The organism is Jiangella sp. DSM 45060, assembly GCF_900105175.1.
GTDB lineage: Bacteria > Actinomycetota > Actinomycetes > Jiangellales > Jiangellaceae > Jiangella.
This window is the reverse complement of the sequence record NZ_LT629771.1, coordinates 5950837-5967559: the sequence shown is the minus strand read 5'-3', so window position 1 is coordinate 5967559 and position 16723 is coordinate 5950837. Positions and strand designations below refer to the sequence as shown.

18 protein-coding genes and 1 pseudogene are annotated in these 16723 nt (G+C 73.3%); 13 read left to right on the top strand and 6 right to left on the bottom strand.

Features of this window, described 5'->3' with window-relative positions; translation table 11 throughout:
- Nucleotides 1–19: 19 nt before the first annotated feature.
- The 6 genes and pseudogenes from sigK to BLU82_RS26710 all read left to right on the top strand — a co-directional run bounded on the left by sigK (nucleotide 20) and on the right by BLU82_RS26710 (nucleotide 6937).
- Complete coding sequence (gene sigK, locus BLU82_RS26735) at nucleotides 20–610, top strand: ECF RNA polymerase sigma factor SigK (protein WP_092623978.1); 591 nt, start codon at nucleotides 20–22, stop codon at nucleotides 608–610.
- Nucleotides 607–1407: an anti-sigma factor domain-containing protein gene (locus BLU82_RS26730; protein ID WP_092623977.1), complete on the top strand. Its 801-nt coding sequence runs from the start codon at nucleotides 607–609 to the stop codon at nucleotides 1405–1407. The genes sigK and BLU82_RS26730 overlap by 4 nt, the downstream gene beginning before the upstream one ends.
- 484 nt (nucleotides 1408–1891) lie before the next feature.
- Nucleotides 1892–2891 (top strand): annotated as a pseudogene (locus tag BLU82_RS26725) (IS481 family transposase).
- Between the two features lie 667 nt (nucleotides 2892–3558).
- The gene (locus BLU82_RS26720) at nucleotides 3559–5469 is read left to right on the top strand and encodes a hypothetical protein (protein ID WP_157741281.1); all 1911 of its coding nucleotides are present in this window, start codon (nucleotides 3559–3561) and stop codon (nucleotides 5467–5469) included.
- Nucleotides 5466–6299, top strand: a complete 834-nt coding sequence (locus BLU82_RS26715) for a DUF4397 domain-containing protein (RefSeq protein WP_092623975.1) — start codon at nucleotides 5466–5468, stop codon at nucleotides 6297–6299. Before BLU82_RS26720 ends, BLU82_RS26715 begins: the two co-directional genes overlap by 4 nt.
- Nucleotides 6296–6937: a sortase domain-bontaining protein gene (locus tag BLU82_RS26710; protein ID WP_092623974.1), complete on the top strand. Its 642-nt coding sequence runs from the start codon at nucleotides 6296–6298 to the stop codon at nucleotides 6935–6937. The genes BLU82_RS26715 and BLU82_RS26710 overlap by 4 nt, the downstream gene beginning before the upstream one ends.
- An 8-nt stretch (nucleotides 6938–6945) precedes the next feature.
- On the opposite strand, the gene BLU82_RS26705 is transcribed toward BLU82_RS26710, so the two are convergent.
- Complete coding sequence (locus BLU82_RS26705; protein WP_092623973.1) at nucleotides 6946–7224, bottom strand: winged helix-turn-helix domain-containing protein; 279 nt, start codon at nucleotides 7222–7224, stop codon at nucleotides 6946–6948.
- Nucleotides 7225–7405: 181 nt separating this feature from the next.
- Between BLU82_RS26705 and BLU82_RS26700 the strand changes: the two genes are divergently transcribed.
- Entirely contained in the window at nucleotides 7406–8113 is a 708-nt protein-coding gene (locus BLU82_RS26700; RefSeq protein WP_092623972.1) for a hypothetical protein, read from the top strand.
- A 50-nt stretch (nucleotides 8114–8163) separates the two neighbouring features.
- Here BLU82_RS26700 and BLU82_RS26695 read toward each other — a convergent pair whose 3' ends face one another.
- Entirely contained in the window at nucleotides 8164–9303 is a 1140-nt protein-coding gene (locus BLU82_RS26695; RefSeq protein ID WP_197682497.1) for a peptidoglycan-binding protein, read from the bottom strand.
- Between the two features lie 226 nt (nucleotides 9304–9529).
- Between BLU82_RS26695 and mshA the strand changes: the two genes are divergently transcribed.
- From mshA to BLU82_RS26675, 4 genes are all read left to right on the top strand, one after another.
- A complete protein-coding gene (mshA, locus tag BLU82_RS26690) occupies nucleotides 9530–10798 on the top strand; it encodes a D-inositol-3-phosphate glycosyltransferase (RefSeq protein WP_092623971.1) in 1269 nt (422 codons plus the stop codon).
- Entirely contained in the window at nucleotides 10795–11289 is a 495-nt protein-coding gene (locus tag BLU82_RS26685) for a YbjN domain-containing protein (RefSeq protein ID WP_069108916.1), read from the top strand. Before mshA ends, BLU82_RS26685 begins: the two co-directional genes overlap by 4 nt.
- Before the next feature lie 10 nt (nucleotides 11290–11299).
- The gene (locus BLU82_RS26680; RefSeq protein WP_092623970.1) at nucleotides 11300–12046 is read left to right on the top strand and encodes a phosphoglyceromutase; all 747 of its coding nucleotides are present in this window, start codon (nucleotides 11300–11302) and stop codon (nucleotides 12044–12046) included.
- Between the two features lie 100 nt (nucleotides 12047–12146).
- Nucleotides 12147–12824, top strand: a complete 678-nt coding sequence (locus BLU82_RS26675; RefSeq protein WP_092623969.1) for a FadR/GntR family transcriptional regulator — start codon at nucleotides 12147–12149, stop codon at nucleotides 12822–12824.
- Between the two features lie 10 nt (nucleotides 12825–12834).
- On the opposite strand, the gene phoU is transcribed toward BLU82_RS26675, so the two are convergent.
- Nucleotides 12835–13512, bottom strand: coding sequence for a phosphate signaling complex protein PhoU (gene phoU / locus BLU82_RS26670; RefSeq protein ID WP_231947591.1), 678 nt, complete (start codon nucleotides 13510–13512; stop codon nucleotides 12835–12837).
- A 174-nt stretch (nucleotides 13513–13686) separates the two neighbouring features.
- On the opposite strand from phoU, the gene BLU82_RS26665 reads away from it, so the two are divergent.
- Complete coding sequence (locus BLU82_RS26665) at nucleotides 13687–14868, top strand: ATP-binding protein (protein ID WP_069108912.1); 1182 nt, start codon at nucleotides 13687–13689, stop codon at nucleotides 14866–14868.
- Nucleotides 14865–15545, top strand: a complete 681-nt coding sequence (locus tag BLU82_RS26660) for a response regulator transcription factor (RefSeq protein ID WP_092623967.1) — start codon at nucleotides 14865–14867, stop codon at nucleotides 15543–15545. The genes BLU82_RS26665 and BLU82_RS26660 overlap by 4 nt, the downstream gene beginning before the upstream one ends.
- On the opposite strand, the gene BLU82_RS26655 is transcribed toward BLU82_RS26660, so the two are convergent.
- Genes BLU82_RS26655 through BLU82_RS26645 form a run of 3 tightly spaced genes read right to left on the bottom strand, consistent with a single transcriptional unit; the run spans nucleotide 15542 to nucleotide 16673 of the window.
- Entirely contained in the window at nucleotides 15542–15892 is a 351-nt protein-coding gene (locus tag BLU82_RS26655; protein ID WP_092623966.1) for a nuclear transport factor 2 family protein, read from the bottom strand. The two genes, BLU82_RS26660 and BLU82_RS26655, sit on opposite strands and share 4 nt — an antisense overlap.
- Nucleotides 15889–16341: an SRPBCC domain-containing protein gene (locus BLU82_RS26650; RefSeq protein WP_092623965.1), complete on the bottom strand. Its 453-nt coding sequence runs from the start codon at nucleotides 16339–16341 to the stop codon at nucleotides 15889–15891. Before BLU82_RS26650 ends, BLU82_RS26655 begins: the two co-directional genes overlap by 4 nt.
- The gene (locus BLU82_RS26645; protein WP_092623964.1) at nucleotides 16338–16673 is read right to left on the bottom strand and encodes a helix-turn-helix transcriptional regulator; all 336 of its coding nucleotides are present in this window, start codon (nucleotides 16671–16673) and stop codon (nucleotides 16338–16340) included. Before BLU82_RS26645 ends, BLU82_RS26650 begins: the two co-directional genes overlap by 4 nt.
- Between the last annotated feature and the right edge of the window lie 50 nt (nucleotides 16674–16723).

Below are 16723 nucleotides of genomic sequence, written 5' to 3'. Positions count from 1 at the left end.
TGACGGTGGAGGACGCACGATGGTGACGTTGCGATCGGTGCCGGCGGGTGAGCCGGAGCCGCCGGGCGACCGGCTCGGCCGGCTGCTCGACCACTGTGCCCGCGGCGACCACGCCGCCTTCGAGCAGGTCTACGACAGCATGGCCGGTCCGGTGCTGGGCATCGCGACGACGGTGGTCCGCAACCGGGCGCTGGCCGAGGAGGTCGCCCAGGAGGTGCTGGTCGAGGTCTGGCGGACGGCGTCGCGGTACGAGCCCGAGCGGGGCAGCGCGCGCGGCTGGATCCTCACGATCGCCCACCGCCGCGCCGTCGACCGCGTCCGCCGCGAACAGGCCGGCAGCGACCGCGAGGAGCGCGCCGCCCGCCGCGACGACGAGCGGCCCTACGACCATGTGGCCGACGAGGTGGAGGCGAACGTGGAGCGTGAACAGGTACGCCGCTGTCTCGACTCGCTGACCGGGCTGCAGCGCGAGTCGATCGCGCTGGCCTACTACGACGGCTACACGTATCGCGAGGTCGCGCAGCTGCTGCATGCTCCGCTCGGTACGGTCAAGACGCGGCTGCGCGACGGCCTCGCCCGGCTGCGCGACTGCATGGGGGTGGGGCGATGAACGAGCACGTGGACGCCGGAATCCACACCCTGGCCGCGCCGTACGCGTTGCACGCGCTGCCGCCGGACGAGGTCAGCCGGTTCGAGGAGCACCTCGAACAGTGCGCCGACTGCCGCGTCGAGGTCGACGAGCTGCGCGAGACCGCCGCCCGCCTCGGCGTCGCCGCCGCCGTCACGCCGCCGCCGCGGATGCGTGAGGAGGTGCTCGCCCGGATCGCCGAGGTGCGGCCGCTGCCGCCGCGGGTTGCGGCGGGGTCGACGCCGCTCGGTTCTGCCGCGGGGTCGGGTTCTGCTGCAGGGTCGGGTTCTGCCGCGGGGCGGGCGCTGCGGCGCTGGTGGCCGCGGGTCGCGACCGGCCTGGCCGCAGCGGCCGTGGCGGCGATCGTCGTGCTCGGGATCCGGCTGAACGACGTGCAGTCCGACCTCGACCGGTCGCAGCAGATCGGCGCCCAGATGCGGCAACTGGTCGGTGCGGAGGACATGGAGATGGTGCGGGTCGGCGAGGGCGACAGCAGCGGCACCGTGCTGCTGGCGCGCTCGCTGGACGTCGCCGTGTTCATCGGCGACGGCATGGCGCCGGCACCGGCCGGGCACACCTACCAGCTGTGGTTCATGCACGACGACGGCGGCGTGGTGTCCGCCGGCGTCCTCGGCAACCCCCCCGACGGCCACGTCGGTCCCTTCACCGCCCGCGGCCTCGCCGGCGCCGACCGGCTCGGCATCACCGTCGAACCGGACGGCGGGTCGCCGCAGCCGACCACGGACCCCGTCATGCTGATCGACCTGCCGACCGCCTGATCGCCGGGCCCGCCCCTCGGTCGTGCCGGACGGTAGTGGGGTTGCTGCTCAGCGCGAGGTAGGTATGACCCGCCCCTCTAGGGAGGGTGCCCACCCTGCGGGCGGGTACCGACAGACTCGCGCGGTGCTGCAAGCGGGCTGGGGGCCGGCGGGTGCGCCGGGCGGTGGTGTCGGCGGTGGTGGGGTTGCTGCTCAGCGCGAGGTAGGTATGACCCGCCCCTCTAGGGAGGGTGCCCACCCTACGGGCGGGTACCGACAGACTCGCACGGTTGCTGCAAGCGGGCTGGGGGGCGGCGGCGGGCGGTGGTGCGGGGCGGCGGTAGTGGGGTTGCTGCTCAGCGCGAGGTAGGTATGGCCCGCCCCTCTAGGTGTGATGTCCGGGGAGGTTGTGCCGCCCGGTGTTGGTGAGCCTGGCTGACAGGTGAAGGCCTCCGGTTGTGAAGTGGAGCTGTCTAGTTCACCGCTTCATCGACCGGAGGCCCTCGTGTCCCACGCTAACGCTGCTCTGACCCCGCGTGCCCGTCTGCGGCTGGCTCGGCTGGTCGTCGATCGTGGCTGGACCTACGTCGCCGCGGCCAAGATGTTCATGGTCGCTGCGCGCACCGCGAAGAAGTGGGCCGACCGCTACCGCAGCGAAGGTGCTGCGGGGATGGCCGATCGTAGCTCGCGGCCGCACTCGAGCCCGACCAGGACCACGCCGGAGGTGGTGCGGCGGATCGTGCGGCTGCGGTGGCGGCATCGGCTTGGTCCGGTCCAGATCGCTGGCCGGCTCGGGATGCCCGCGTCGACCGTGCACGCGGTGCTGGTGCGGTGCCGGATCAACCGGCTTGCCCGTATCGACCGGGTCAGCGCTGAACCGTTGCGCCGCTACGAACACCCGCACCCGGGCTCGATGATCCACGTCGATGTGACCAAGTTCGCCCAACATCCCCGACGGCGGCGGGCACCGCTTCCTCGGACGCCAGCAAGGCGACAAGAACCGAGAAGCCACGGCGAACAGGACCGGGCAGCGCAACCACCGCCACGACCCTCGCACCGGCACCGCGTTCGTGCACACCGTCGTCGACGACCACTCCCGCGTCGCCTACGCCGAGATCTGCACCGACGAGAAAGCCACCACCGCGATCGGCGTGCTGCACCGCGCGGTGGCCTGGTTCGCCGACCACGACATCACCGTTGAACGGGTGCTGTCCGACAACGGCAGCTGCTACCGCTCCCACGCCTGGCGCGACGCCTGCACCGACCTCGGCATCGTCCACAAACGGACCCGGCCCTACCGGCCGCAGACCAACGGCAAAATCGAGAGATTCCACCGCACCCTGGCCGACGGCTGGGCCTACGCACGCCTCTACGAGTCAACCGACCAGCGCAACACAGCCCTGCCCGGCTGGCTGCACTTCTATAATCACCACCGCCCCCACTCCGCCATCGGAGGCCAGCCACCGATCACCCGGCTGACCAACCTCCCTGGACATCACATCTAGGGAGGGTGCCCACCCTACGGGCGGGTACCGACAGACTCGCGCGGCGCTGCAAGCGCGCCCGGCGTCGGCGGCGGGCGGTGGTGCGGGGCGGCGGTGTGCGGGGCAGCGGTGGCGCCGGGCGGCGGGCGTAGCACGGCGGTGCCCGGCGGTAGTCGTGCCGGGCGGCGGGCGTGGCTGTAGTGCAGGGCAGTGGTGCGGTTGCTGCTCAGCGCGAGGTAGGTATGACCCGCCCCTCTAGGGAGGGTGCCCACCCTACGGGCGGGCACCGACAGACTCGCGCGGCGCTGGTCGCTGTGGCCCGCGACGACGTGCACACGGGCGAACGCTTGCGGCGCGGCCCACCGGCGTACCCGCGGCGCGGCCCACCGGCGTACCCGCGGCGCGGCCCGCCGGGGAACCAGCGGCGCGGCCCACCGGCGGACCAGCGGCGCGGCCTGCCGGCGGACCAGCGGAGCACTGACAGGGCCCGCACCGCCAACCGCGGAACCCAATCACCACATTTCGCCTCACATAGTCACATTCAGGTATACACTCCCGCCGAAGACTTTCTGGTCAGGAACCGCGAGCCTGACCTGCCTGGCGATCATGGCGTGGCATCGCCGCGCCATGGGCCGGCGCGCAGGTCTGTGCGACACCTCGGGGGGAGGCGTCGGCGTTGCGCGACACCGTGACGACCCTGCCCGCGCTGCCGCCGGACCTCGACGACCTGCGGCTGCCGATTCCGGTGCAGCCGAGGCCGCCGCGGCCGCGCCGGGTGCGCGGCTGGTTCCGCAGGCACGGCCCGGACCTCGCCTGGCTGGCGCCGCTGCTGACGCTGGCCGGCTTCGTGCACGCCGCCGGCATGACCCGCTCGCCCGCGTTCACCGAGGCCGAGGGCGACCTGATGGCCCAGGTGACCGACGGCGCCAACGGCGTCGCCGCGGCCCAGCTGGCGGCGTGGACCGGGCCGGCCGGCGCGCTGGACCGGGCGACGCACGTGGTGGGGGGTGGGCGGGAGGCGCTGCTGGTCGTGCTGCTGCTCGGCGCCGTCCTGATGTGGGCGCTGGCCCGGCGCCTGGGGGTGGCCCGGCCGGCCGCCGCGGTCGCCGTCGTGATCTTCGCGGCGTCGCCGCTGGCGCTGCACCTGCACCGGCTGGTGCTGGCCGAGAACGTCGCCGTGCTGTGGATGCTGCTCGCGTTCGTCCTGGCGACGGCGCGGCGAGGTCGGCCCGTCGCGTTCCCGGCGGCCGGGGTCGCGGTGCTGCTGGCGGCGCTGACGCAGCCCACGTTCGTCGTCGTGGCGCCGTTCGTCGTGTGGACGATGTGGCAGCAGGTGACGGCGCGACGGTGGCGGCTCGCGCTGACCGGGGTGGCCGCCGCGGCCAGCGCCGGCGCCTACGGGTACGTGCTCGCGACGCTGGACGACCTGGGCAGTGCGGCGCCGGAGCGGTGGTGGGCGTTGGATCCGGTCCTGGTGGCGATCGGGCCGGTCGCGGCGGGCGCAGCGCTGCTGTTTCCGGCCCTGCGGCCGACGGCGGCCGCGCTGATCACGCTGGCGCTGCTGATCGTCGTGCCGGGCGGGCCGGTGCCGGTCGTGCTGCCGGTCGCGGCGGTCCCGCTGGCCGCCCTGCTGGTGCCCGCGACGGCGCACCGGCTGGTCGTCCGGCTGCTGGCGGTGCGCGGGCGGCCGGAGGCGACGCCGCTGGCCATCATGACGACGACCGCGGCGGCCGCGCTGGTCGTCGCGGTGACGGCGACCTGGCCGGGCGAGCTGCGCCCGCTGCTGCGGGACGACCCGGTCGCGCCGGTCGCCCAGGCCGAGCGCTGGCTGACGGCGAACGTGCCGCGCGACGGCCGGCTGGTGGTCGACCAGACGCTGCGGGCGGACCTGCTGCGGTCCGGGTTCGCGGCGGCCGGGCTGGTGCCGTTCACCAGCTTCCCGGACGCCGCCGCGCGGGAGGACGACGACGTCCAGGAGGACGACGACGTCCAGGAGGACGGCCCGTTCGACCCGCGCCCGCCCGGCTGGACCCACTACGACTACGTCGTGTGGACCGCGGCACTGCGCGACGACGACGCCGACCGGGCTGACATCAGGTCCGCGCTGGCCGAGTCGACCGTCGTCGCGGCGTTCGGGCAGGGCGACGGCCGGGTGGAGATCCGGGCGGTCCACCCGCTCGGCCGCGACGTCGCCGAGGCGGTCGCCGCGGGTGACCGGCACACGGTCCGGTACGCGACCGGCCAGCTGCTGCGCAACGACGCCCTGACCTTCGACGCCGCCGCGCGCGCCGTCGCGGCGGCCGGGCGGGTCGACCCGCGGCTGGTGATCGTCCTGGGCAAGCTGTCCGGCACCCACGAGCTGGGCGTGTCGCTGCCCGCGCTGCCGGGCGAGGACGCCGGGGTGCGTCGCCGGCTCGTGCTCACCGGCCTGCCGACGGAGGACGAGGCGGCCCGGCTGGCGCTCTGGCTGCTCGGGCAGCCGGCGCCGTTCACGCCGTCGCAGGTCGACACCGACGGGACCACCGTCACCGCCACGTACTCGCTGACCGCACCGCGCGGTCTGCTCCCCGACCCACCGCATCCCGAGGAGAGCCCATGAAACGCATCGTCAGGTCCCTGGCCACGGCCGTGGGAGTCGTCGCCCTGGCCGCCGGCACCGCCGCCGGCGCCCAGGGGAGCGAGGAACCGGCGGCCGCGGGCTGGGCCCGGCTGGCGCACCTGTCACCGGACACCCCGGAGGTCGACGTCAGCCTGACCGGCCTCGACGGCGAGTCCGTGCTGGAACTGCAGGACGTCGGCTACGGCGACGTGTCCGGCTACGCGCGGCTGCCCGCCGGCACCTACACCGCGGCGATGCGCCCGGCCGGCGCGCCGGCGGACTCCGAGCCGGTCATCACGGCGGCGGTGGAGATCGAGGACGGGGTCGCGATCACCGTCGCCGCGGTAGGCCTGAACGCCGAGCTGTCCGGCCGCATCCTCGTCGACGACCTGACGGCGCCGGCGGCGGGCCAGGCGCGCGTGCGGCTGATCTCGGCCGCCGTCTCGTCGCCGTCGGTCACCGTCACGACCGACACCGGCACGGTCCTAGCCGACGACGCCGCCTTCGGGACGGCGACCGGCTACAGCGAGGTGCCGGGCGGCCGCTGGACGCTCGACCTCAGCAGTGACGCCGGCACCGGGAGTACCTCCGTCGACCTCGCCGCCGGCACCGTCAACACGCTCTTCGTCCTCGACGTGGACGGCGCGCTGAGCGTCGTCGGGGTCGTGGACAGCACCGGCACGCCGGACGCCCCGGCCGGCGGCGTGCAGACCGGCGGCCGCGGGCTCGACACCTCCCCGGGCTGGACGGCGCCGCTCGGCGCGGTGGTGCTGGCGGCTGGGCTGGCCGTCGTCACCGGGGTGCTGGCGCGCCGCCGACGAGTGGCATGAGCCGAGCGGCGGCGGCGCTGGTCGTGGCGGCCGTCGTCGCCGCCGGTCTCGGCGGGTGCACGGACGGGACGGAGCCCGTCGCGGACCGGACGGAGCCGGCTGCGGGCCGCGGGCCCACGGCCGGGTCGCCCGCGGCGGCCCCGCCGGACGTCACCACGCCGGCCGGGACCACCGGGCCGCGTCCGATCCCCGTCGACCACACGGCGCCGGTGCGGGTGCGGATCCCGGCGATAGGCGTCGACAGCGCGCTGGAGACCCTGCACCGCGGCGACGACGGACGGCTGGCCGCGCCGGAGGACTGGCAGTCGGCGGGCTGGTTCGCCGGCGGCCCGGTGCCCGGCGCGCCCGGCCCGGCGGTCCTCGCCGGCCACGTCGACTCGCCGGACGGTCCGGCCGTCTTCGCCGCGCTGTCGCGGCTGCGTCCGGGCGACCGGATCGAGGTGGAGCTCAGCTCCGGCGCCGTCGCTGAGTTCGTGGTGGACGGCAGCCGCACGGTGCCCCAGGCCGACTTCCCGTCCGACGAGGTCTACGGCCCGGTGCCGGACCGCCAGCTGCGGCTGATCACCTGCCACACGTTCGACGAGTCCACCGGCCACTACGTCGACAACCTGGTGGTCTTCGCGACGGCCAGCGCCTGACGCCGGGGTCAGCCGGCCCCGTCGGCGCCGCTGTCGTCGGCAGGCGTCGCCGCGATGACGAAGGTGCCCTTGCTCGGGTACGTCTCGACGATGCCGCGCTCGCGCAGCAGCTCCAGCGTCCGGCGCACCGTGCCGATGCCCACCCCGTAGGTCTGCGCCATCTCGCGCTCGTTGGCCAGGCGCCCGCCGACCGTGATCCGGCCCGCGGCGATCTCGGCGAGGAGATGGTCCGCGAGTCGCACGAAGACGTAGCCGCGCAGCTGAGGATCCGGATCGAAGGTCTCCACGGATCCAGAATCTAGAGCGTGCCCGACCTGCGGTTATCACCAGGACGCACGGGCGCGCACCCCTGTGCGTCCGGCCGCACCCTACGGCTCCCTATAGCAATTGTCCGAGGTTCGTGACACCTTTTAGCTGTTTGCAATGTACTCACGACCCCGTCCCCGGGGGATCGGAGACCGATCCGACATGCTGCCTCGCCTGCACTACGCCGCCTTCCACATCCCGGCACTGGCGCCCGACCGGCCGCTGCCGGTCGTCCAGATCAGGCGACCCGACGGCACCCTGATCGACGCGGTCCGCGGCCAGCCGTCCGTGCCGGGCCCGCGCGGCTGGGACGCACTGGTCCGGCGCCTGGGCTACCGGCCGGTCACCCGCTGGAGCGAGACCGACGTCGGGCTGGGCGGCGGCCCGGCCCACCTGTGCAAGGTCGAGCCGCTGCCGGCCGGCGTGCCGCCGGTCGCGGGCCTGGATCCGCCCTGTGCCGCCTCGATCGTGCTGTCGCGCTCCGACGCCGAACGGCTCGCCCTCCACCGTGGGAACGGCGCCGCCGGCGAGTCCGACGCCCGGGCCGGCGACCTCATCGTGTGCGAGTACGCCGCCGGCCACCGGCTGCCGCACATCGGGCTGGGCCAGCCGCGCGACCACGCCGCCGTCAGCACGCAGCCGTGGTGGTGGCTGCTCTGGTACGCCGACGACGTCATGCTCACCGAGGCGTTGCCCTGCGTCGCCGAGGGACCGGCGCCTGACAGTGGCCGCGCCGTCGACGCCTGCTCGCTGCCGCGAGGCCACGACGACGCCAGCCCGCCGCACAGCTGGCAGCTCGCCGACGTCCCGCCGGCCAGGCCCACCGGCGGGCCGGGGCCGAGGGCGGTGCGCCGCCCGGGCGAGCGCTGACGCGCCGACGGCGGCCGGGGAGCCCCCGGCCGCCGTCGGTCAGCGCTAAGTCAGGACCAGTAGACGATGACGGCGTCGCCGACGTTGACCTGGTCGAACAGCGACTCGATGGCGTCGCGGTCGCGGACGTTGACGCACCCGTGCGAACCGCCGTTGTAGCCGTTGGCCGCGAAGTCGGGCGAGTAGTGCACCGCCTGGCCGCCGCTGAAGAACATCGCGAACGGCATCGGCGTGTCGTACAGCGACGACACGTGGTCGCGCGACTTGGAGTTCACCTGGAACGCGCCCTCGCGGGTCGGCAGCTCGTCGGTGCCGAACCGGACGTCGAGGGTCATGCGCACCTCGCCGTCGACGACCCAGCGCAGCGAGTTCGTCGACTTGTCGATGCACAGCACCCGGCCGGTGAGGCAGCGCGGGTCGAGGCCGTCGGTGTCGCCGCCGTTGTTCTCGGGCTCGCGGTTGTGCAGTTCGTCGTCGGTGGGCGTGCGGGTCATCTCGACGATCTTGTCCCAGGTGCGCTGGTCGACCTCGCCGGTGGCGGGGAAGCCGCGCTTGTCCTGGAAGCCCTTGACCGACGCGGTGGTGGTGTCGCCGTAGGTGTCGGTGACGTCGCCGCTGAACCAGCCGATCTGCTCGAGCCGGGCCTGCAGCTCGCGGACCTGGTCGCCGGTGTCGCCGGGGCCGAGGATGGTCGGGCCGGGCGTCAGCACGTTGTTCAGCTCGTCCTCGGTGGGCGTCTGCGTCATCCCGACCAGGGTGTCCCAGGTGGCCTGGTCGACCTCGCCGGTGGCCGGCAGCTCGCGCTTGCCCTGGAACCCGGCGACGGCGGTGGCGGTGACCTCGTCGAACTCGCCGGTGATGTCGGGCGCGTACCACTCCAGCTGCTTGAGCCGGGCCTGCAGCTCGCGCACCTGGTCGCCGCTGGCGCCGGTGGCCATCAGCGCCTCCGGCGTGGGCGTGGTGGTGGGAGTCGGCGTCGGGGTGACCGTCGGGGTGGGTGTCGCCGTCGGGGTCGGGGTGTCCGATGGCTCCTCGGCCGGTGGCGTCGCGGTCTGGCCGGACCGCTCCGGGCTGGCCGACGCCGGCTCGTCGCGGCCGAACTGGTTCCAGCCGATGAGCACGGCCGACACCACGGCGACGGCGAGCACGGCGATGAGCGCGCCCGTGCCGGCCTTCCTGCCACGCGTCACGATCGTTCCTCCCCCTCTTGACGGCGTCCCCTCGACGCCGCTCCCACCCTTGAAGACTCACCAAACCGCGACCAGGTTGCCGTATGGAGGCGGCAATCTCCATCACGACTCGGTATCGGCCACAGGGATTTCTCGGGTGATTCGCGGTTATCCAGTCAAAACAGCAGCAATCGAGCGCACTGTGCCAGGGAATCGGGCACCGGCGCAGGCGGTTGCACGGATTGTGATGTCGGGCACGGGCGCACCGCGCAGGGTGATGATGCTGAGCGTCCACACCTCACCGCTCGACCAGCCCGGCGGCGGCAACGCCGGCGGCATGAACGTGTACGTCGTCGAGCTGGCCCGCCGGCTGGCGGCGCTCGGCGTCGAGGTCGAGGTCTTCACCCGGGCCACGTCGTCCGGCCAGCCGCCGGTGGTCGAGACCGAGCCGGGCGTGCTGGTGCGTCACGTCGCGGCCGGGCCGTACGAGCTGCTGCCGATCGCCGAGGTGCCCGCCCAGCTGTGCGCGTTCACGTCCGGCGTGCTGCGGGCCGAGGCGCGGCGCCCGCCCGGCTGGTACGACCTCGTCCACTCGCACTACTGGCTGTCCGGCCACGTCGGCTGGCTGGCCACCAGCCGCTGGGGCGTCCCGCTGGTGCACTCGATGCACACCATGTCCAAGGTGAAGAACCTGTCGCTGGCCGAGGGCGAGCGGCCGGAGCCGCGTGAGCGGGAGCTGGGCGAGGAGCAGGTCGTCGCGGCCGCCGACCTGCTGGTGGCCAGCACCGACGACGAGGTCGCCCAGCTGGTCGAGCTGTACGGCGCCGACCCCGCCCGGGTGGCGACCGTCCCGCCGGGCGTCGACCTCGACGTGTTCGCGCCCGGCCCGGCGGCCGCCGCCCGGGCCCGGCTGGGGCTGCCCGCCGACGCCGTCGTGCTGCTGTTCGCCGGACGGATCCAGCCACTCAAGGCGCCCGACGTGCTGGTGCGGGCCGCGTCGCTGCTCGTGGCGCGCGACCCGGCGCTGCGCGACCGGCTGGTCGTCGCCGTGGTGGGCGGGCCGTCCGGGTCCGGCTTCGCCGAGCCGCACGCGCTGACCCGGCTGGCCGACCGGCTCGACGTCGCCGACGTGGTGCGGTTCGAGCCGCCGGTCGGTCAGCGCGAGCTGGCGGACTGGTATCGCGCCGCCGACGTCACCGCGGTCCCGTCCTACAGCGAGTCGTTCGGGCTGGTCGCGCTGGAGGCGCAGGCCTGCGGCACGCCGGTCGTCGCGGCCGCGGTGGGCGGGCTGCGCACCGCCGTCGCCCACGACGTGTCCGGGCTGCTGGTCGACGGCCACGACCCGGCCGACTGGGCCGACGCGTTCGCCGGGCTGATCGGCGACCCGGACCGCCTGCGCCGGATGAGCATCGGCGCCGTCGCACACGCGGCGGAGTTCGGCTGGGACGCCACCGCGGCCCGTATGCTCGACGTCTACGCCCGAGCGATGCGGCACCGGCAGGTGATGACGGCATGACGACCGACGACGGTCCCGCCGCGGTCGTCCGCGCCTATCTGCGCGACTCCGGGCAGCCGTGGGACGAGCCCGCGCCCGGCGAGTTCGCCGTCGAACTGCCCGGCGAGCGCAAGCTGAAGACGTCCTGCAGTCTCGCCGTCCGCGACCACAGCCTGGTCGTCAACGCGTTCGTCGCCCGCAGGCCCGACGAGAACCACGAGGGCGTCTACCGCTGGCTGCTCGAGCGCAACGCTCGGCTGTCCGGCATCGCGTTCGCCGTCGACCACGCCGGCGACGTGTACCTCGTCGGCCGGCTGCCGCTGCACGCCGTCACCGCCGACGAGGTCGACCGCCTGCTCGGCATCGTGCTCGGCACCGCCGACTCCTCCTTCAACACCATCCTCGAGCTGGGCTTCGCGTCGTCCATCCGGCGCGAATGGGAGTGGCGGCTGGCGCGCGGCGAGTCAACGCGCAACCTGGCCGCGTTCGAGCACCTCAGGCCCGCCCCGTAAGCTGACGCCCATGACGTATCGCCTGGTGCTGCTCCGTCACGGCGAGAGCGAGTGGAACGCGAAGAACCTGTTCACCGGCTGGGTCGACGTCGACCTCACCGCGAAGGGCGAGGCCGAGGCCCGGCGCGGCGGCGAGCTGCTGAAGGCGCGCGACGTCCTGCCCGACGTCCTGCACACCAGCGTGCTGCGCAGGGCCATCCGCACCGCCAACATCACCCTCGACGTCGCCGACCGGCACTGGATCCCGGTGCGCCGGCACTGGCGACTGAACGAGCGCCACTACGGCGCGCTGCAGGGCAAGGACAAGAAGCAGACGCTGGCCGAGTTCGGCGAGGAGCAGTTCATGCTCTGGCGGCGCTCCTACGACACCCCGCCGCCGGCCATCGACCCGGGCGACGAGTTCGCGCAGACCGGTGAGCCGCGCTACGCCGACCTCCCGCCCGAGCTGCTGCCGGCCACCGAGTGCCTGAAGGACGTGCTCGAGCGGTTCCTGCCGTACTGGTACGACGCCATCGTGCCCGACCTCCGCCGCGGCCAGACGGTCGCCGTCGTCGCGCACGGCAACTCGCTGCGCGCGCTGGTCAAGCACCTCGACGGCATCTCCGACGACGCCATCGCCGGGCTGAACATCCCCACCGGCGTGCCGCTGGTGTACGACCTGGACGAGTCGTTGCGCCCGGTCACCGCGGGCGGCGAGTACCTCGACCCCGACGCCGCCGCGGCGGCCATCGAGGCGGTCAAGAACCAGGGCCGCTGACCCCGTCACCCACCCGTCCGAAGGGCGTCACCAGGCAGGTCCTGGTGGCGCCCTTCTGCCGCGTATAGTCCGACCAGGTGTCAAGGGGGAACGTGTCGGCATGGCAGTGACAGACGTCGCCATCGAGAAGATCAAGCAGATGATCGTCAGCGGGGAGCTGAGCCCCGGTGACCGGCTGCCGCGCGAAGCCGACCTCGCCGAGCGGCTCGGCCTGTCGCGCAGTTCGCTGCGCGAGGCGGTGCGCGCGCTGTCGCTGATCCACGTGCTCGACGTGCGGCAGGGCGACGGCACCTACGTCACGAGCCTGTCGCCCCACCTGCTGCTCGACGCCATGGCGTTCGTCGTCGACTTCCACCGCGACGACACCGTGCTGCACTTCCTCGAGGTGCGCCGCGTCATCGAGCCGGCCGCCGCGGCCATGGCGGCGGTGCGCATGAGCGACGACGCCATCGCGAAGCTCGACGAGATCATGGCGCCGCTCGACCCCGCCACCGGCGTCGAGGAGCTGGTCGCGAGCGATCTGGAGTTCCACCGGCTGATCGCCGAGGGCTCCGGCAACCCGGTGCTGTGCTCGCTGGTCGAGAGCCTGTCCGGGCCCACCCACCGGGCCCGGGTCTGGCGTGGCCTGACCCAGGAGGACGCGGTGGCCCGCACGCTCGCCGAGCACCGGGCCATCGTCCAGGCCATCCGGTCGCGCCAACCCGACGTCGCCCGCTCCTGGGCCACCGTCCACGTCGCCGGGGTCGAGCAGTGGCTCCGCGACGCCCTGACCTCCTAGACGCCGGAGGTCAGTGGCCGGCGCCGCTGTCGGCCCACTCGATCTCGCCGGTGACGAGGTAGCGGACGTTCGTGGCGATGTGCACGGCGTGGTCGGCGAAGCGCTCGTAGTAGCGGCCCAGCAGCGCGATGTCGATGGCCGCCTCGACGCCGCGGTTCCAGTCGTCGTCGAGGATCTCGTGGAACAGCGAGCGGTGCAGATGGTCCATCTCGTTGTCGTCCTGCGCCAGCTCCGCGGCGGCGTCGAGGTCGCGGGTGCGCAGCACCTCGGTGGCCTTGGTCGACATCTCGCAGGCGGCCTTGCCCATGGCGGCGAAGGTGGCCCGCAGCTCCTCGGGCACGGCGTGGTCGGGGTAGCGCATGCGCGCGACCTTGGCGACGTGGACGGCGAGGTCGCCCATGCGCTCGGCGTCGGACGTGCTGCGCAGGGCGGACGTGACGATGCGCAGCTCGGACGCGACCGGGCCCTGGGTGGCCATCAGCTCCAGGACCTGTTCGTCGATCTCGAGCTGGTCGCGGTTGATGCTGGAATCGGACGCCATGGCCTGCTCGGCGGCGTCGAGGTCGGCCTCGAGCAGCGCCTTGGTGGCCAGCCCCATGAGCTCACCGGTCTTGCGGATCATCCCGATCAGCCGGCCGTTGACCTCGTCGAGCTGCTCGTGGTACGCCTCGCGCATTGGCTTCGTCATCCCTGTCATCCTGTGGGTAGGCAGGTTGCTCCTGTCTGATCAGCCTAGGTGCACGAGGTGGACGCCCAGGGCGGCCAGGTGAATGGGCCGCGAAGTCTCGGTGAACAAGGGACCGAAACTGCGGCGTGAAGTGTCTTGAAGTGGAGATGAACTCCGCTGTGGCACATACCATCGGTGGATGTGGATGCCGTGACAGCCGGAGCGCTGGCCGCGTGTGTCGGCGCAGCGGTCGGCCTCGCGGCGGGTTTGGCGTTCAAGGCCAGCGAGCGTGCGCAGCACCCGCCTGAGCCGCCGCGTACCTCCCGCGTCCCCGAGGGCGTCGACGAGGTGCTGTCGGTGCTGCGCTCCAGCGCCATCGTTCTCGACAGCGCGCTCGACGTCGTGAAGGCCAGCCCGTCGGCGTACGCGTTCGGGCTGGTCCGCCACGATCGCGTGGCCGTGCCCGAGCTGGTCGAGCTGACCGAGCGGGTCCGCCGCGACGGCCAGATCCGCGAGGTGCAGCTGGAGATCCCGCGCTCGCGCGACACCACCCAGACGCTGTACGTGTCGGCGCGCGTCGCGCCGCTCAACAGCAAGCTCCTGCTGGCGCTGGTCGAGGACCGCACCCACGAGATCCGGGTCGACGAGGTCCGCCGCGACTTCGTCGCCAACGTGTCGCACGAGCTGAAGACGCCCGTCGGCGCGCTGCTGCTGCTCGCCGAGGCGGTCGAGGACGCCAAGGACGACCCCGAGGCCGTGCAGCGCTTCGCCGAGCGCATGCAGCGTGAGGGCGCCCGGCTCACCCGGCTGGTGCAGGAGATCATCGACCTCTCCCGGCTGCAGTACGACGACCCCGTCGCGTCGCCCCAGTCGGTCGACGTCGACAGCGTCGTCGAGGCGGCCCTCGACCGGAGCCGGGTCGAGGCCGAGAAGAACAAGATCCGGCTCACCTCCGGCGGCACGCCGGGGCTGCAGGTGCTGGGCAACGTCGAGCAGCTGGTCATCGCGCTGGGCAACCTGGTCGAGAACGCGGTGAACTACAGCCCGCCCAACACCCGGGTCGCGGTCGGTGTCCGCCGCCGCGACGACCTCGTCGAGGTCAGCGTCACCGACCAGGGGTTCGGCATCGCCGAGAGCGAGCTGGACCGCATCTTCGAGCGGTTCTATCGCGTCGATCCGGCCCGTTCCAGAGCCACCGGGGGCACCGGCCTGGGACTGTCCATCGTCAAGCACATCGCCGCCAGCCACGGCGGCGAGGTAGGCGTGTGGAGCGTGCAGGGAGCAGGGTCCACCTTCACCCTGCGACTGCCGCTGCACCCGCACCGAACCGGGCAACCGTCCGCGTTCGAGACGCCAGTTGGTAAGGAGACGCCGTGACCCGCGTGCTCGTCGTCGAGGATGAGGATTCGTTCAGCGACGCCCTGTCGTACATGCTCCGGAAGGAGGGGTTCGAGGTCGCCGTCTCCGTGACCGGCGACGACGCCCTCGACGAGTTCGACCGGGGCGGGGCCGACCTGGTCCTGCTCGACCTCATGCTGCCGGGCCTGTCCGGGACCGAGGTGTGCCGCCAGCTGCGGCAGCGCTCGAACGTCCCGGTCATCATGCTGACCGCCAAGGACTCCGAGGTCGACAAGGTCGTCGGCCTCGAGCTGGGCGCCGACGACTACGTCACCAAGCCGTTCTCCTCGCGCGAGCTGGTCGCGCGCATCCGGGCGGTGCTGCGCCGCGGCACCGAGCCCACCGAGGCCAGCCAGGCGATCCTGGGCGCCGGCCCGGTTCGCATGGACGTCGACCGCCACGTCGTCACCGTCAACGGCAGCTCCGTCCGGCTGCCGCTGAAGGAGTTCGAACTGCTCGAGCTGCTGCTGCGCAACGCCGGGCGGGTGCTCACCCGGGCCCAGCTGATCGACCGCATCTGGGGCGCCGACTACGTGGGCGACACCAAGACGCTGGACGTGCACGTGAAGCGGCTGCGGGCGAAGATCGAGCCCGACCCGGCGGCGCCGACCTACCTGCTGACGGTGCGCGGCCTCGGCTACAAGCTCGAGGCCTAGTTCACGGGCACGACGTAGGAGTCGACCTGGGCGATCAGGTCGTCGCGGAACGTGAAGAGATCGCTGTAGACGAACCGGAACGGGCCGTGCTCGCGGTGCCGTCCGGTGCCGGTGCCGGTCACGACCACGACGTCGCCGGCGTCGACCGTCCGCTCGACGGTCAGCGTGGGGCTGCCCTCGAACGCCGGGTTCTCGATCTCGTCGTCGAACTCCGCCTTGCCGTGCGTGGTGCGCCAGCCGTGCACGTGCCAGACGACGTCGTCGGTGAGGCAGGCGAGGATCGACACGTGGTCGCTGCGGCGGAAGCCGTCCATGTAGCGGTGGACGAGCTGCTCTCGGGTGGTCATCGGGTGCTCCCTGGGTGGGTCAGGACGGTGGCGAGGCGGTCGAGGATGCCGGCCAGCCCGGCGCGGGCCTGCTCGGTGCGCAGCTCCGGTGGCAGCCGCCGCTGGTGCACGACGACGGTGGTGCCGGCGCCGGACGGCGTGAGACGGATCTCGGTCGTGATGCCGCTGTGCGGCTCGGTCAGCACCAGCAGCTGCGGCGGCTCGACGACGTCGTAGCGGAACCGCAGCCGGCGGCCGGAGCCGTCGGGGCCGCGGGTCTCCAGCTCGAACCAGCCGCCGGCGCGCAGGTCGACGGTGACCGATCCGGGCGGGACGGTGGCGTGGTCGCCGCCCCAGAACGCGGCCAGGTGCTCCGGCGTGGTGAACGCGGCCCACACCAGCGCCGGTTCGGCGTCGAGGTGGCGGGTGGCGATCAGCTGGTCGCCGTCGAGGCGGGCATGCGTCGTCACGGTTGCCGCACCCGGGCCAGGTGGTCCTCGAGCCGGTCGAGCCGCGACGCCCACTCGCGCTGCTGCTCGGCGATCCAGCCGGCCAGCTCCTGCAGCCGCTCGGCCTGCAGCGTGCACGGCCGCCGCTGCCCGTCGACCCGCTGCTGGATCAGTCCGCAGCGCCGCAGGATGCCGACGTGGCGGGAGACGGCCTGGTGGGTGAGGTCGAACGGCTCGGCCAGCTCGGTGACCGTCGCCTCGCCGCGGGCCAGCCGGGCGACGATGGCCCGGCGGGTGGGGTCGCCGAGGGCGGCGAAGGCGGCGTCGAGGTCGTCGTCGATGGCGGTAGACATGCCGCCGAGCCTAGGTTCAACGGATCGCTTGTGCAAGCGATCCGTTGCAT